The sequence below is a fragment of the Rhodococcus sp. MEB032 genome (assembly GCF_030208925.1).
Taxonomy (GTDB): domain Bacteria; phylum Actinomycetota; class Actinomycetes; order Mycobacteriales; family Mycobacteriaceae; genus Rhodococcus_F; species Rhodococcus_F qingshengii.
The window spans coordinates 57,839-73,436 of sequence record NZ_JARVSY010000013.1 but is presented as its reverse complement, the minus strand read 5'-3'; the positions used below and the strand labels follow the sequence as shown (position 1 = coordinate 73,436).

Here is a 15,598-nt window from a genome sequence, read left to right as displayed (position 1 = left end):
AATAACTGACGTCAATGCTGGCGTCGGGAAGAACTTCGGAAAGCGCTATTGCCACGCTGTCCGGAATGTGGCAAACTCCTCACTGGTACTGACCAGCTAGCCGAAGAGTTGCCAAGATGTGAGTCCTGGCAATATCGAGGCCGGTGACGTCAGCGGGCGAGGAGAAATCGCCGATCGTCCTGTGTTTGGGTTGTTAGTGGACTCTGCTTCAATCACGGGGTGTGAGCTGCGGCAATGCCGCAATAATCGACAGTTGGGCCGAGGCCTGACAATAGTCGCCGGGTTAACTGCAAGGCGCACGTAATGCGACCATACGCACTGAACGCAGCAATGCGGAGCAGTTGCTTCGCTGTCGAAGTTTCGGGAATCGGCAAGGCGGTCCGATGGACCTCGGCCGGTGAACATCTTCAGGCCGAATTCTGTGCATGGGGAAAGGTTTCTGAACACATGACGGTTCTCGAGATGGCCGCGCCCACGAAAGAGCGGCCACAACAACACCGACGAGTAACGCCGGAGAGGGCCGGTGGAGTTTCCGCACGCAGGAAATGGCAATCTGCGTATCTTCGTCGTCTGGCGATCACCGACACGATCATCGTTGCGGCAGTTGTGTTTCTGGCTCAATGGTGGCGATTCGGTAGCGACGCGGATGTCGTCGACGGTGAAGCATTCGGCCATTTCAGCTACACCGCACTGTCTTTCGCCCTGATTATCGGCTGGTTTGCCGTACTGAGGGTATTTCGGACCAGATCTCCTCGCGTGATCGGAAGCGGCCCTGAAGAGTACCGATTGATCGCTGTCGGAACGCTCCGCCTGTTCGGACTGATTGCGATCGCCAGCCTTCTCCTTCACCTGGAGATCGCGCGCCTGTACCTTGCCGTGGCGTTTCCGATGGGATTGACCGCCTTGATCGCGAGTCGTTGGATCTGGCGACGGGTGATTGCTCGTGAGCGAGCCCGAGGTGAATTTCGAACTGCCGTACTTGTGGTCGGTGTGCGAGGGGCGGTTGTCGATCTTGCACGCAACCTCGAGCGCGACGATGCCCATGGATACCGAGTTGTCGGAGTCTGCGTACCCGGCTACGGAGGAGACGTGGGCGAAGTTGTCACAGTGAACGGTCGGGACATTCCGGTGCTCGGAGACGAGCACAGTGTCACCGACGCGATCGAACAGGTCGGTGCCGACACGGTGGCAGTGACGGCGTCGGAGCGGTTCGGACCGGAAAGGCTGCGCACGTTGGCCTGGGATCTCGAGCGCGATCATGTGGACCTTGTTGTTGCACCAGGGATTCTGGATGTGTCCGGGCCGAGGCTCTCGATGCGCCCGGTCGCTGGATTTCCGCTGATCCATGTCGAGCGTCCGCGCTATCACGGCGCGCAGAAGTTCACGAAGACGACCTTCGACATCGTCTTCTCAACCGTGGTACTCGCCGTGATCAGTCCGGTGCTACTGGCGGCTGCGATCGCCGTCAAGCTCACGAGCAAGGGGCCCGTTCTGTACAAGTCCGAGCGGATGGGGTTGGACGGCCAGCCGTTCCCCATGCTCAAGTTCCGCTCGATGGTCCAGAATGCGGATTCACAGGTCACGGCGCTGATGAAGGAGAACGAAGGCGCCGGAGTGCTTTTCAAGATGCGAGACGATCCGCGTGTGACGACGGTCGGTCGATTCATGCGCCGATACTCGATCGACGAGTTGCCCCAGTTCGTCAATGTCCTCCGGCGTGAGATGAGCGTTGTAGGCCCGCGGCCACCGCTTCGGCGCGAGGTCGAGATGTACGACGGTGCGGTCAGTCGTCGGCTACTGGTCAAGCCCGGTGTCACCGGCCTGTGGCAGGTCAGCGGACGTTCTGATCTTTCGTGGGAAGACACTGTCCGCCTGGATCTTTCCTACGTCGACAACTGGTCGATGATGGGTGACGTCATGATCGTCGCGAAGACGCTCAAGGCGGTGGTGGGAAGTGATGGCGCCTACTGACAAGAAGGCGGTACCGGCGCCTTGCGAAAATGAGGCACCGAACAATCCGCTGATCTTGCGAACGGCATTGGTGATCGCGGTCATCGGCGCGAGCGGAGCCTTTCAGGCGTACACGCAGAGGACAGCGCTCGGATCGTTGCTCGTACACGGTTCGGCCGTTCTTTCGGCGACACTTGCGTTGGTCTACTTCCTCGACCGGCGATACTCACGCAATACGACGTGGCCTGTCTTCACGCTTATGATCTCGGCCGGCGTCCCGGCAACCAGCTGGTACTGGTCGACACTGCCCCGGAACTCCGCCGTCGCCGGCATCGTCGTCGTGTGCCTGGCGATCACGGGAATCATCGTCGCCCGTGAGTTGACCTTCGCGGTGCGAGTGCGGACTGTTGCCCTCACCTTGCTGGTACTTCTCGTGCTGTCGCTGATGGTCGTGTTCCTCGATCCTTCGACTGGCATCGACGTGGACACCCGCGCCGTTGCTTATCGCGGAATCTTCACGCACAAGAACACTTTGGGACGAATGGCTGCCATCGAAGTTGTACTTGTCGGTGTCATGCTCATGCTTCCCGACGGCAAGCGTATTCCGTGGGTGGCGGCGCTGGCTGTCGCCGGCATCGTGTTGTTCGAGGCCCGGAGCCAGACCGGTCTCGTCGCTGCGGGGATTGCGCTGGCGACAATGCTTGCTCTGAGGTGCTTTCGACGGACACCGAACGCTCACCTCGCCTCGACTGTGATCATCGGCCTGTACCTCGGGGTGTCCGGCGCGATGAAGGTGCTCGGACCCGATGTCGCGGCGCTACTCTCGCGAGATGTCACGCTGACCGGCCGGTTACATCTCTGGACGGTATCCGACTACTACGCCGAACAGCGGCCTCTGCTCGGATGGGGCTTCGGCTCGGTGTGGGCGCCGGACAGTGCAGTGGGGCAGATGATTCGGTCAAAGCTGTCCTTTCCGGCGACCAGCGCACACAACGGAATGCTCGACATTCGGCTGCAGATCGGTTGGATCGGATTCCTGCTGCTGTTGGCCGGCTATTACCTGCTTCTGAGCACGGCGCTCGGGCGAGCCCGCAGCAGAACGGAGTACATCGCCGTCGTCGCGATCATGGTTCTCGTCTTCTCGATGGACTTGACGGAGTCGACGCTCTTCTTCGGCGCCATGTGGCTGATCGCATGGGTCTTCCTGGCGCCGTACGGACCCTCGACCCACCGCTCTCACAGTGCGGGCAACGCCGAGTTGTCGATCCGTGGGGTTCGTGCCGACAAGAACGACGCGTACAGGTTCGCTCCGGAGCGAAGAGGAGGTCACTGAGATGTACAAGTCGTTCGATGTAGCGCGTTCGAAGCCTGAAGTGAACCCGACGTCCACCGGTGGATTCACGCCGCCGAAAGCCTTGATGTTCCATGCGATCTATCGGAATCCGGGTGGTGAGGAGCAGAGCTTCGCCAACGAATCCAAGCTCCTGAAATCGATCGGATACGAGACGGTTCAGTGCACCACCGAGAATTCCAAGATCTCCCGGGGACCGTGGGCGGCAGTCACCGCAGTGTTCAGTCCTCGCGTACTCGTCGATGCGTTGCGCATCATCCGTTCGGAGCGCCCCGACGTCATCTACGTGAACAATCTCTGGCCGGCGTTCTCGGCTTCGTTGCTCGTGGCCTCAAGAGCCGCCGCAATTCCTACATTGCAGGCGGTTCGGAACTATCGCCTCGCCACACCGTCAGCCAAGTTGCGCGCAGATGGCACGTGCACCGAATGCGGTTCCACCAAATACTTCACGAGTTGTGTCCGCAACGGATGCTACGGAAACAGCCGACTGCAGAGCCTTGTCTGCTACCTGAGCGCTACGGCGGTCAAGCTGAGCGTCTTTGGGTGGAAGCAGCACAGGTTCGTCGCAACGAGCGCGATGACAGCACGTCTGGTCGAAGGACGACTGATCAGTTCTGGCCGCGTCGTGGTTCGTCCGAACTTCGGATTCGAAGAAAATGAACCCGAGTTTCGGAGCACTGATTCGGTTGTGTGCGTCAGCCGACTGACACCGGAGAAGGGCGTCCTGGATTTGGTGCGCAACTGGCCGCAGGGCGCTGGAAGTCCCTCGCTCACAGTTCTCGGTGACGGACCGCAGTACGGCGAGATCTCCAGCATAAGCGCAGCTCTCGACAACGTCACGCTGGCCGGATTCACTTCGCACGAAGATGTGATCGAGATACTTCGCGACAGTGCGGCGTCCGTGGTGCCGTCTCAATGGGCAGAACCGTTCGGACGCGTTGCGATCGAATCGATGTCGGTTGGCACCCCGGTGATCTACGCAACCAACGGTGCACTCGCGGACATCGTCGGACCGGGCGGAACGCCTCTCCATACCTTGGAAGAGTCGTCGATACGCGAGGCCCTCGATCGAATCTTCGGAGCGGACGATCGATCGGCGATACGCAGATCTGCTTATCGTCACTACTCGAATCGCTTCACATCGCGCAAAGCGGCGACGTCGATGCGTGAGCTCATCGACGAGGTGAGATCGTGAAAGATCGCACTCGGCATGTGACATTCATGGCCGATCAAGGGCTTTCGAGCGTCCTCACTTTTGTCGTTCTCACCTCGGTGGCACGACTCGGTGGTCCGATCGAAGTCGGCCAGGTTGCCGTGATTCAATCGGCGGGTCTGTTGGCACTGGCACTGGGGAGAGCGATCGGCGTCGACGTCTGGCTGTCGCGAGGGGCGGGGTCCGACGAGCGTGGACCGGCGTTGGCGCCCACGATCGTGCTGGCGGCGGTATCGGTGACATCGGTGTGGGCACTGTTCGTGATCGCCGGCTCGGACTCGATGAATCTCACGGTATACGCCTTGGCTGCAGCTGGTTTCGTGGTGTTGGACGTGATACGCACGATGCTGATGCACGACGGTGCGAGTTGGATCTCTGTGTCGATACAGATCGTGACACTCTCGTTCGTCCTTATTGCAGCTTTCCTGGTCGAGAATCTGACACTTGCACTCGTGACCTATACGGTCGGTGTCTTCGTCGCGCTCGCTCTCGGTCACGCATCCATGCGTCTGGTACCGCCGGTACCGTCGATCAGGTACTCGCGCACTCACCGATATAGATCCGTGCCGTTTGCGATCGAGATATTGATGGGATCAGCTGCGCAGCAGGCGATGTTCTTGATACTCACTGTGGTGGCGTCGATCTCGATGATCGGTGAGATCAGAACTGCCCAGACACTGCTCGGTCCGCTGTCCTTGATGTTCGCGGGCATCTCGCCAATTCTGATGCGTAAGTTCGGCAGTGGTGTCGAAGCGATGAGCCCGAGCGAGTGCATGGCACTCGGCCGCCGAGTGGGCTTGCAGATCTTCTGGGTTTCGATCATCTGCGTTTCGCTGATCTGTCTCACGCTCGAGATTCGATTCTCGGGAGTGCGATTGATGGATCATCTGGTCGGGTCGCACTTTCCGAACTTGATACCGGTCATTCTGCTGTGCGGGTTGGCGGTGGCGTTCAACGGGATTCTGCTGGGAGTCGGCACGTCGATCCGCGTCGTGGACAAGACGGGAAACCTCAACAGATTTCGCGCCTTGCTGTTACCTCTGCAGTTTCTGATCGTTCTCGGGGCGGGACTGACCGACAGCGCCGTACCCGTCGCAGGAGCATTGGCCGCGTCGGCGTGCGTCAGCGCGAGCGTCGCACTGCTGGTTTCGATGAACCGTGACGCCCGACCGAAAGTTGACCTCTCATGAAGAATCCCAGCGGCGTCGTAGTGGCGATTCTGACCTTCCGTCGTGAATCGGAACTGGCTGTCTGCATCGACAGCGTCCGGGCATCGATCCAGGCTTCCGGTGCCTCCGCCCAGGTCGTAGTAGGCGACAACGATCCGGAATCCACCACGCCGACGTATGTTGCCGACGGGATCGAACGACTGCATCTCGGATTCGGCGGGGTATCTCCGGCGCGACGTGCGCTGGTCGATCTCGCCCGTGCACGAGATCGTCGTTACATCGTCTTCGTCGACGACGACGAGTACGTCGATGTCGACTGGCTGTCGAATCTCCTCACCTGCGCCGCAGATTTCGACGCAGGTGCTGTGGCCGGTCCTGTGATTCCGGTGGGTCTGCCTGCCTCGGAACTTCCATTGCACACTCGCGTTCGCCATTCGACCGGCACCCCGGTTGCGTCTGCAGGCGCTGGAAATCTGTTGTTGGACCTGAAGGCTTTGAACGGCTTGAACTTCAGTGACGACTGGGATCTACCTGGCGGCGAGGACACCGAGTTCACGCTCAGGATGAGCGCCGGCGGTGTCCGGTTGGTGTGGTGCGACGAGGCGCTTGCGTACGAACCGGTAGGCGAGGATCGGCGTCGGGATTCCTGGCTCTTCGCCCGGTATGTCAACAACGGACGAATCCTCGCGGTCTGTCAGGGACAGCTCGAGCTGCCACTGTTGGCGGCTCAGAGTGCCAAACGCGCTCTGCTCGTCCTCGCGTCGGCGACGTTGATCCCCGTTGCCTTGATCAGTCCACGGATCAAGCGCGTGGTTCTCGACAACGGTGCACGCAACATCGGTTGGTTCTCAGAGCGATTCAGCCGCAGCGATTCTCGGACGCCGCGCGCACAGAGGCTGGTGGTAGCGCGATGACACGGTTGTTGATGACGGCATACGCCTGCGATCCGAATCAGGGGAGTGAATCCGGTGCGGGTTGGGCGCTTCTCTCGGCAGCTTCCGAACTGTGTGAGTCGATCACGGTGGTGACTCGCTCCGGTGAGGCTCCCGAATTGGAATCAGAGTGTGAACAGCTCGGTTGCGAAGTTCGTGTCGTGCGAATAGCGACTTTGCCCGCGGAAGAAGCCGGATCGTACGGTCGATACCTCCGATGGCTCTGGCACACCTCACTGTTCGTTCGGCGTGAAGCGGCAAACTTCGACGTCCTGCATCATGCAACGTTCGCCTCCGACTGGTTGCCCCCACCGGTGCTGTTCGGTGGAGCCGGCGGAGTACGACTGGTATGGGGGCCTGCCGGGGGCAACACCTACCCGCCGATGCCGCTCGCCAGGCGCATCGGTATGCGGTACCTGGCAACCACGGCAGTTCGGACCTGCTCCACGAAAGCCGTTCGGTCACTGACACACATCTTCATGTCCGGACGAGTCGACACTTTCATCGCGATGAACTCCGACAGCGGACGAGGCGCACCGCGGGCACGCAATGTCGTCGTCCAACCCAATTGTGTTCTGGACTACGACGGAATCGAGAAGCAAGCGGTACCCAGACCGAAACGAAGACTCTTGTTCGTAGGAAGACTGTTGCAATACAAAGGAATCGACCTGATTCTGGATGCGCTCGAGCAGCTGGGCACCGATTGGTCCATGACCTTTGTCGGGGACGGACCCGCCCGCGGGCGGATCGAGAAGTCGCTTCCGTATCGGCGCGGTCAGGTCACGCTTCGCGGATGGCGCGACAGATCGGAAGTGGTAAGCGAGATGGGGGCCTCCTCCGCTCTGCTCTTCCCGAGCATGCACGATTCGGGCGGCTGGGTGGCGGCCGAAGCGGCTGCGGTGGGCCTGCCGGTGGTCTGTTTGGATCTCGGCGGTGTGCCGACACTGGCAGGTAGGAACGCCGTGACGATCCAGGTTGCTCCGGCGTCGACTCTCTCCTCTCGTATCGCTCGATCGATTGTCGAGACCGAGCTTTCTCTCTTTGAACCGCAACGTGATTGGACTCGGTCCCGGTTGACATCGGTCTTGTCGCGCAGCTACGGCCAGTGCAATGAACGTCGACAAACGAACTCGGAAAAGTGGTGAGACAGATGAGCAGTCCGTTCGAGGTCATCGAGGTGGGTGGCATTCCGTTTGCCGCGACAAATCTCGAGAGAGCTACCGATTGGGTGGTCAACGACAGACGAGAGGGAGCCGGAACCGGAGTCTCCGTGAGGTTGTCGAATTCCTACTGCGTGTCGGCGGCGCACAGTGATCGCGACTACTCCGCGGTTTTGAAGGGTCCCGGTGTGAACTTCGCAGACGGAACCCCGGTCAGCTGGGTGATGCGCCTGATCGGCGGCACCGCCGATCACGTCGGTGTTCGACCAGTCCGGGGTCCGTCGTTCTTCGAGGCCACCCTGGACAAGGGACGCCGCTACAGCCTTCGTCACCATTTTGTCGGCACGACAGAAGAGACGTTGAATCTCTTGACGGATCGAGTCGAGGAGTTATACCCGGGAATCAAGGTGGCCGGCACATATGCCCCGCCGTTTGCCGCGTTCAGCAAGGAGTTCGTCGACGACATCATCACGAAGATCGATCCGACGTCACCGGACATCGTGTGGGTCGGTCTGGGTGCGCCGAAGCAGGACTTTGTCACGAAGGCGATAGCGGATCGAACCGACTACGTGGCCGTCGGTGTCGGCGCGGCCTTCGACTTCTTGGCCGGAACTGTTTCGGAGGCACCATCTTTCGTCCAGAACTCGGGTTTCGAGTGGTTGTATCGACTTGTATCCGAACCCAAACGTCTGTGGCGGCGCTACCTGTTCGGTAACTCGACATTCATACGGCTGGCATCACGTGACATACGAAAAGTCTTCGGCCGTTTGGGGGGACGCGCATGAGCGAGATCAAGACTGCCGAGCGATTCGGAGGACTACGGACCACGACCGTGGTTTCGCAACTATCAGGCGGGCTGTCCCGCAACGGAAGGAACGCAGGATGAAACGCGCACTGATTACCGGAATCACGGGGCAGGACGGCTCTTACCTTGCCGAGTTGCTGCTCTCCAAAGGCTACGAGGTTCACGGACTGATCCGTCGATCTTCGACGTTCAACACTTCGAGGATAAACCACATCTACGTTGACCCGCACGATGCGGATGCTCGACTTTTTCTTCACTACGGTGACCTCAGTGACGGAGCGCGCCTGGTGACACTACTCGCGCAGATCAAGCCGGACGAGGTGTACAACCTCGCTGCGCAGTCTCACGTCAGGGTCAGCTTCGACGAACCCGAACACACCGGGAACACCACTGGCGTCGGGTCGATCCGACTACTCGAAGCGGTTCGGATGGCCGGACTCGACTGCCGGTTCTACCAGGCGTCGAGTTCCGAGATGTTCGGTGCCACACCGCCACCGCAGAACGAGGAGACACCGTTCTACCCACGTTCGCCCTACGGTGCGGCGAAGGTGTACTCGTACTGGATCACCAAGAACTATCGTGAGGCATACGGGATCTTCGCTGTGAACGGAATTCTGTTCAATCACGAATCCCCGAGGCGTGGTGAGACATTCGTGACGCGGAAGATCACGCGCGCGGTCGCACGCATCCAGGCAGGTATCGAGGATCATCTGTACATGGGCAATCTCGATGCGATTCGCGACTGGGGATATGCGCCGGAGTACGTGGAGGGAATGTGGCGCATGCTGCAGGTCGACGAGCCTGAGGATTTTGTGCTCGCCACCGGTGGCAACTACTCGGTGCGCGACTTCCTGACCGTCGCGTTCGAACATGCAGGTCTGAACTGGGAAAACCACGTTCGATTCGACGAACGGTATCTTCGGCCGACCGAGGTGGACGCACTGATCGGGGATCCGAGTCATGCCGAGCGCAAACTCGGTTGGAAGGCCGGCGTGCACACACCCGAACTGGCCCGGATCATGGTCGAGGCAGACATCGAAGCGCTCGAACACGAAGGGCGACCGTGGATCGACACTCCGGCACTTCCCGACTGGTCGGCGACGCGATGAGTGATTCATTCGCAGCGCGACCACTCGATCGAGGCGCACCGTTCTACGTGGCCGGCCACCGAGGTCTGGTCGGCTCTTCGGTGTGGCGACACCTGGAATCTGCGGGCTTCACCAGGTTGCTCGGAAAGACGTCGGCCGAACTCGATCTACGTGACCGGGAAGCTGCTTTCGATTTCTTCGCCCGCGAAAAGCCGACCAACGTGATCCTCGCAGCAGCAAAAGTTGGGGGGATTGCGGCGAACAGCACTTTCCTCGTCGACTTCCTGTCGGAGAATCTGCGCATCCAGGTGAACGTGCTCGACGCTGCCCTCGCACACGGCGTCGAGCGTCTCCTGTTCCTCGGATCATCGTGCATCTACCCGAAATTGGCACCGCAACCGATCAAGGAGGAATGCCTGCTCACCGGGCATCTCGAGCCGACCAACGACGCCTATGCAATAGCAAAGATCGCGGGAATACTCCATGTTCAAGCTGCCAGGCGGCAGCATGGTCGCCCCTGGATCTCAGCTATGCCCACCAACCTGTACGGCCCGGGAGACAATTTTTCGCCGCACGGATCGCACGTACTTCCCGCCCTCGTTCGGCGTTACGACGAGGCGCAGTCGTCGGCAGTCCAGTCGGTTGTCAACTGGGGGAGTGGCAATCCGCGACGTGAATTCCTGCATGTCGACGACTTGGCGTCGGCGTGTCTGCATCTGCTCGACAACTACGACGGTGCATCGCATGTCAACGTCGGAACCGGCGAGGACCACACAATTCGTGAGATCGCTTCGATAGTCGCCACGGAGGTCGGATACACCGGAGAGACGCGGTGGGACACCTCGAAGCCGGACGGAACGATGCAGAAACTGCTGGACGTGAGCATGATTCGGAAACTCGGATGGCGGCCGACAATCGGATTGCGCGAAGGAATCGCGTCGACGATCTCGTGGTACCGCGACAACATCGGTGCCGTACGTACCTGAATCACTTTTCCCATCAACACACTTCGCACACTCTCGAGAAAGCAGATCGAGCAACATGAGCACTCGCATAGCAGTATTCGGCACGGGATACCTGGGCGCGACACACGCGGCCTGTATGGCCGAACTCGGTCACGAGGTCCTCGGAGTGGATGTCGATGCGGCAAAGCTGGAGAAACTGGCAGCAGGTGAAGTTCCGTTCTACGAGCCAGGGTTGGGCGAGGTCCTACGAAACAACATCGATCGAGGGCGACTGAAGTTCACGTCGTCGTACGAGGAAGCCGCAGAATTTGCGGACGTGTTCTTCCTCGGGGTCGGGACGCCGCAGAAGAAGGGTGAGTTCGCCGCGGACATGGTCTACGTGGATGCCGTGATCGAGACTTTGGCGCCGCTGCTCACCAAGCCCGCGGTCATCTTCGGCAAGTCCACGGTACCGGTGGGAACCGCGGAACGGCTCGGTAAGCGCGCGCGGGAACTGGCACCGATCGGTGACAGCGTCGAAGTCGCGTGGAATCCCGAGTTTCTGCGTGAAGGATTTGCCGTCCAGGACACGTTGCACCCGGACCGACTTGTGCTCGGAGTCGATCGAAATGTCCGCGGTCGAGCGGAATCTGTTGCGCGCGAAGTTTATGCAGAGCTCATCGATGCGGAGATTCCGTTTCTCGTCACGGACCTTGCGACGGCGGAGTTGGTGAAAGCGTCAGCGAACGCTTTCCTGGCCACCAAGATCTCGTTCATCAACGCCATCTCCGAAGTGTGCGAGGCCGCTGGCGCCGACGTCACAGTGCTTGCCGACGCGATCGGGCACGACGTTCGGATCGGACGTCGATTCCTCAACGCGGGAATTGGTTTCGGCGGAGGGTGTTTGCCGAAGGACATCCGCGCCTTCATGGCTCGCGCCGGTGAACTCGGTGCCGATCAAGCACTGACGTTCCTGCGCGAAGTCGACAACATCAATATGCGCAGACGTACACGCATGGTCGAACTGGCGCGGGAGGCATGCGGATCGCTTCTCGGTGCGAGAGTCGCAGTTCTGGGTGCCGCGTTCAAACCGGACTCGGACGACGTTCGTGATTCGCCGGCGCTCAACGTCGCGGGTCAGATTCAGCTCCAAGGTGCTGCAGTGAACGTGTACGACCCAAAGGCCATGGACAATTCGCGCGCGCTGTTCCCGACGCTGACCTACTCGGCAAATGCATTGGAGGCCTGCGAAGGTGCCGATGTCGTCCTGGTATTGACCGAGTGGCTCGAATTCTTGAAGTTGCAGCCGTCCGATCTCGATTCGGTGGTTCGCAACAAAGTGATCGTCGACGGGCGCAATTGCCTTTCCCCCGACGACTGGCGAGGCGCAGGTTGGAACTACCGCGGACTGGGACGCCCGTGAGCACAGGACGTCTCGTCCGTCGCAGCTGATCTATATCGAAATTGATAAAGCCCGGTTCGCCCTCGCGGTCCGACCGGCAAAGACCGCTCAGACCCGCAGTGGACATGCGTGAGCCGAAGGAGACATCAAGATGGAAATTGTCGACTACCTGAAGATATTGCAAGCCAGATGGCGAATCGTCGCTGCTGTAACCGTGCTCGGAATCCTCGGAGCCCTTGGCGCTTCTCTTCTTTCGACGCCCGTTTACCAGGCCTCGACGAGGCTGTTCGTTTCGACGTCGGCGGGTACCTCGGTCAACGAGGCACTGCAGGGCAGTCAACTTTCACAGCAGCGAGTTCTGTCCTATACAAAACTCCTGACCGGCCGAACACTCGCACAGCGGACGATCGACGAACTGGGACCGAGGGTGGTCGGCGGGATGTCGGCTGACGAGTTGGCCTCCAAGGTCACTGCGACGTCGGCGCCCGACACTGTGTTGATCGACCTCGCAGTCAAGGACGGGTCACCGGAACTCGCACGCGAGATCGCGAACACTCTCTCATCCGAATTCGTGGCATTGGCAAAGGAACTGGAGACACCCGAGAACGGCGGAACACCGCCTGCACGTGTGGTCGTCGAACAGCAGGCTCAACAGCCGACTGTTCCGGTGTCACCCAAGACTTCGCGCAACCTCGCGCTCGGCGCAGTGGCGGGACTGGTTGTGGGGATCGCGCTTGCGTTGATTCGTGATCGACTCGACAACACGGTGAAAGATCGTCGAACTGTAGAAGAGATCGCGGGTTCGGCGATGGTGGGCACGATCCCGTTCGACAAGGACGTCGAAGTCAATCACGCGATCGCTTTCAGTGACGGAAGTTCCGTGAGTGCCGAAGCCTTCCGTGAGTTGCGCACCAACCTTCAGTTCCTCGAGGTGGACCATCCACCGCGTGTCATCGTCGTCACGAGTTCGCTTCCCTCCGAAGGTAAGACGACCACGGCCGTGAACATCGCTCTCGTCTTGGCGGAGGCCGGCAAATCAGTGTGCCTGATGGAAGGCGACCTCCGGAAGCCGCGAGTGTCGAAGTATTTGGGATTGCTTGGAAGTGTCGGCGTCAGTTCGGTGCTCTCCGGTCAAGCGACGCTGGACGATGTGCTTCAGCCGACTGAGTTCGACGGGCTGACAGTGCTCGCCTCCGGACCGATCCCGCCGAACCCGAGCGAACTACTCGGCACGGACACGGCCAAACATGTTCTCGAGGAACTGCGGGCGCGATACGACTACGTCATCATCGACGCCTCGCCGTTGCTACCCGTCACGGATGCCGCGGTCCTGGCCGCGATGTCGGACGGTGCACTTGTGATCGCCCGACACGGCTCCACGAAGTGCGATCAACTGGCGCGCGCGGTCGGAAACCTACAGAGTGTGGGTGCGCACGTCCTGGGCACGGTCATCACGATGACGCCGTCTCGCGGACGCAATGCGTACGAGTACAGCTACTACTACGAGTCGGACAAGTCGCTACCGCAGTTGACCGCGGTGCCCGCGCTCAACGCTCACCGAAGCGAAGTCGGCTGAGCAGCGGGCCGAGGAGATCGGCGATCTCAAGTCCGATCTCGTGAAACACGTTCTCTTCCTTACCCATCGGATCCATGACGTCCTCGGGTTCGGTGGCACGAAATCGGGGTCTGGCGGCGGCGAGGTCCTCGACAGTTCCTGCATCTGCGAGCGAGCCCAACCGTGCGGCTTCTCGAAGTGTGAACGTGCGCTTGAGCCGCGCCGGAGCCATCGCCAGGACTTTGTCTCGCTGACTTTCGGTCATCGTGAGAATGAGGTCGGCGTCCGAGGCCAGCGCTGTTGTCATGCGTCGGGCTTGAAACTCCGTGGGGTCGCCGCCGAGCCCCGCGAGAACCCTCGCAGCAGTTGGCTCGATCGGGTGTCCGACCATCGCCCGGGTTCCGGCACTCGACGCGGTGAATCCGGTGACCCCGGCTTCGGCGGCATAAGCACGTGCAAGGCGTTCGCCCGTGGGTGATCGGCAGATGTTTCCCGTACAAACGAAGAGAACGTGCATGGCAGAAGCATAGGTTGCACACGCGACGCACTCGTCGTACGCCCGATGTTGGTTTCGCGCCCACCTGGCGTACGCGTTTCGGAAAGTTCGGACGCATACCAACAACACATGAAGATGACCGTGTTCGGAACGGGATACCTGGGGGCGACCCACGCAGTGTGTATGGCCGAACTTGGCCACGACGTGCTGGGAGTCGACATCGACCAGTCCAAGGTCGACAAGTTGTCTCGTGGGGAGGTCCCGTTCTTCGAGCCGGGTCTGACCGACATGCTGGAGAAGAATCTGGCGTCGGGTCGGCTGCAGTTCACGACTTCCTACTCCGATGCCGCGGATTTTGCGGACATCCATTTCGTCGGTGTGGGGACGCCTCAGAAGAAGGGGGAGTACGCCGCAGATCTGAGTCATGTTCATTCGGTGATCGACATGTTGGCGCCGTTGTTGCGAAAGCCTTCGCTGATAGTCGGGAAGTCGACGGTGCCGGTAGGCACGGCAGCGGCTCTCGGCGAGCGGCTCCGAGCGACTGCGCCGGCGGGTGGCTCGGTAGAGGTGGCCTGGAATCCGGAGTTCCTGCGTGAAGGACACGCGATCGCGGACACCTTGAGCCCTGACCGGTTGGTTCTGGGGATCGATCGTGACCGGCCGGGAAACGCCGAAGGCCTTCTTCGCGAGGTGTATGCCGAGATACTGGACGCAGGGGTGCCCTTCCTCGTGACCGATCTGGCGACGTCCGAGTTGGTCAAAGGATCTGCGAATGCGTTTCTCGCGACCAAGGTGTCCTTCATCAATGCGATTGCGGAGGTGTGCGAGGCGACCGGGGCCGACGTCACGATGTTGGCCGACGCTCTCGGGTACGACGCTCGGATCGGTAGGCGATTCCTCAATGCGGGCTTGGGGTTCGGCGGTGGTTGCCTGCCGAAGGACATTCGGGCGTTCATGGCACGCGCCGGGGAGTTGGGTGTCGACCAGGCGCTGTACTTCCTCCGCGAGGTCGACAGCATAAACATGCGACGACGGACAAAAGCTGTGGAACTGGTGACGGCAGCCTGCGATGGCAGTTTGCTGGGAGCTAACGTGTCGGTGCTGGGAGGCGCGTTCAAACCCGAATCCGACGATGTGCGCGATTCGCCTGCGCTCAACGTTGCAGGAATGATGCAGTTGCACGGGGCGGCGGTCACCGTTTTCGATCCGAAGGCAATGGATAATTCTCGCCGACTGTTTCCCACCCTTCACTACGCAACCTCCACGTCAGAAGCTTGCAGGAATGCTGATGTGGTCTTGATCGCCACTGAATGGGACGAGTTCGCCTCACTCGTGCCCGGCGATTTGGAACCGCTCGTTCGGCGGCGGGTGATCGTTGACGCCAGAAATTGCCTCGATCCGGACCTGTGGCGCGCCGCCGGTTGGAACTATCGCGGATTGGGGCGGTAGGTCGAACGTCCAGGTAGCGAAAAAATAGCTGCGAGAAGGCCTTAGGTGAGATGCGCGAACCTCGCAGACCATGCCCAGTGGGTA

13 protein-coding genes are annotated in these 15,598 nt (G+C 60.5%); 12 read left to right on the top strand and 1 reads right to left on the bottom strand.

Annotated features, from left to right (window positions below; translation table 11 throughout):
• The first annotated feature begins 447 nt into the window (after positions 1-447).
• The 11 genes from QRN54_RS15840 to QRN54_RS15790 all read left to right on the top strand — a co-directional run bounded on the left by QRN54_RS15840 (position 448) and on the right by QRN54_RS15790 (position 13,590).
• Positions 448-1,971, top strand: a complete 1,524-nt coding sequence (locus tag QRN54_RS15840) for a sugar transferase (protein ID WP_054781086.1) — start codon at positions 448-450, stop codon at positions 1,969-1,971.
• Positions 1,958-3,283: an O-antigen ligase family protein gene (locus QRN54_RS15835; protein WP_054831290.1), complete on the top strand. Its 1,326-nt coding sequence runs from the start codon at positions 1,958-1,960 to the stop codon at positions 3,281-3,283. Before QRN54_RS15840 ends, QRN54_RS15835 begins: the two co-directional genes overlap by 14 nt.
• 1 nt (position 3,284) lies before the next feature.
• On the top strand, positions 3,285-4,496 hold the full coding sequence (locus QRN54_RS15830) for a glycosyltransferase family 4 protein (protein ID WP_209907884.1): 1,212 nt from the start codon (positions 3,285-3,287) through the stop codon (positions 4,494-4,496).
• Positions 4,493-5,704, top strand: coding sequence for an MATE family efflux transporter (locus QRN54_RS15825; RefSeq protein WP_058038963.1), 1,212 nt, complete (start codon positions 4,493-4,495; stop codon positions 5,702-5,704). The genes QRN54_RS15830 and QRN54_RS15825 overlap by 4 nt, the downstream gene beginning before the upstream one ends.
• Complete coding sequence (locus QRN54_RS15820; RefSeq protein ID WP_058038964.1) at positions 5,701-6,597, top strand: glycosyltransferase family 2 protein; 897 nt, start codon at positions 5,701-5,703, stop codon at positions 6,595-6,597. Before QRN54_RS15825 ends, QRN54_RS15820 begins: the two co-directional genes overlap by 4 nt.
• On the top strand, positions 6,594-7,760 hold the full coding sequence (locus QRN54_RS15815) for a glycosyltransferase family 4 protein (protein WP_065456014.1): 1,167 nt from the start codon (positions 6,594-6,596) through the stop codon (positions 7,758-7,760). Before QRN54_RS15820 ends, QRN54_RS15815 begins: the two co-directional genes overlap by 4 nt.
• A gap of 5 nt (positions 7,761-7,765) precedes the next feature.
• Complete coding sequence (locus QRN54_RS15810; protein WP_042452261.1) at positions 7,766-8,560, top strand: WecB/TagA/CpsF family glycosyltransferase; 795 nt, start codon at positions 7,766-7,768, stop codon at positions 8,558-8,560.
• A 97-nt stretch (positions 8,561-8,657) separates the two neighbouring features.
• Positions 8,658-9,689 (top strand): GDP-mannose 4,6-dehydratase, encoded by a 1,032-nt coding sequence (gmd, locus tag QRN54_RS15805; RefSeq protein ID WP_007726640.1) that lies wholly within the window; start codon positions 8,658-8,660, stop codon positions 9,687-9,689.
• Positions 9,686-10,654, top strand: coding sequence for a GDP-L-fucose synthase family protein (locus QRN54_RS15800; RefSeq protein WP_285182413.1), 969 nt, complete (start codon positions 9,686-9,688; stop codon positions 10,652-10,654). Before gmd ends, QRN54_RS15800 begins: the two co-directional genes overlap by 4 nt.
• A gap of 55 nt (positions 10,655-10,709) precedes the next feature.
• Positions 10,710-12,035, top strand: coding sequence for a UDP-glucose dehydrogenase family protein (locus QRN54_RS15795; protein WP_058038966.1), 1,326 nt, complete (start codon positions 10,710-10,712; stop codon positions 12,033-12,035).
• Positions 12,036-12,165: 130 nt separating this feature from the next.
• A complete protein-coding gene (locus tag QRN54_RS15790) occupies positions 12,166-13,590 on the top strand; it encodes a tyrosine-protein kinase domain-containing protein (RefSeq protein ID WP_285182412.1) in 1,425 nt (474 codons plus the stop codon).
• Here QRN54_RS15790 and QRN54_RS15785 read toward each other — a convergent pair.
• Complete coding sequence (locus tag QRN54_RS15785) at positions 13,562-14,086, bottom strand: arsenate reductase/protein-tyrosine-phosphatase family protein (RefSeq protein ID WP_058038968.1); 525 nt, start codon at positions 14,084-14,086, stop codon at positions 13,562-13,564. The two genes, QRN54_RS15790 and QRN54_RS15785, sit on opposite strands and share 29 nt — an antisense overlap.
• A gap of 108 nt (positions 14,087-14,194) precedes the next feature.
• Here QRN54_RS15785 and QRN54_RS15780 point away from each other — a divergent pair, with 108 nt between their 5' ends.
• Positions 14,195-15,514, top strand: a complete 1,320-nt coding sequence (locus QRN54_RS15780; protein ID WP_285182411.1) for a UDP-glucose dehydrogenase family protein — start codon at positions 14,195-14,197, stop codon at positions 15,512-15,514.
• Positions 15,515-15,598: the final 84 nt, after the last annotated feature.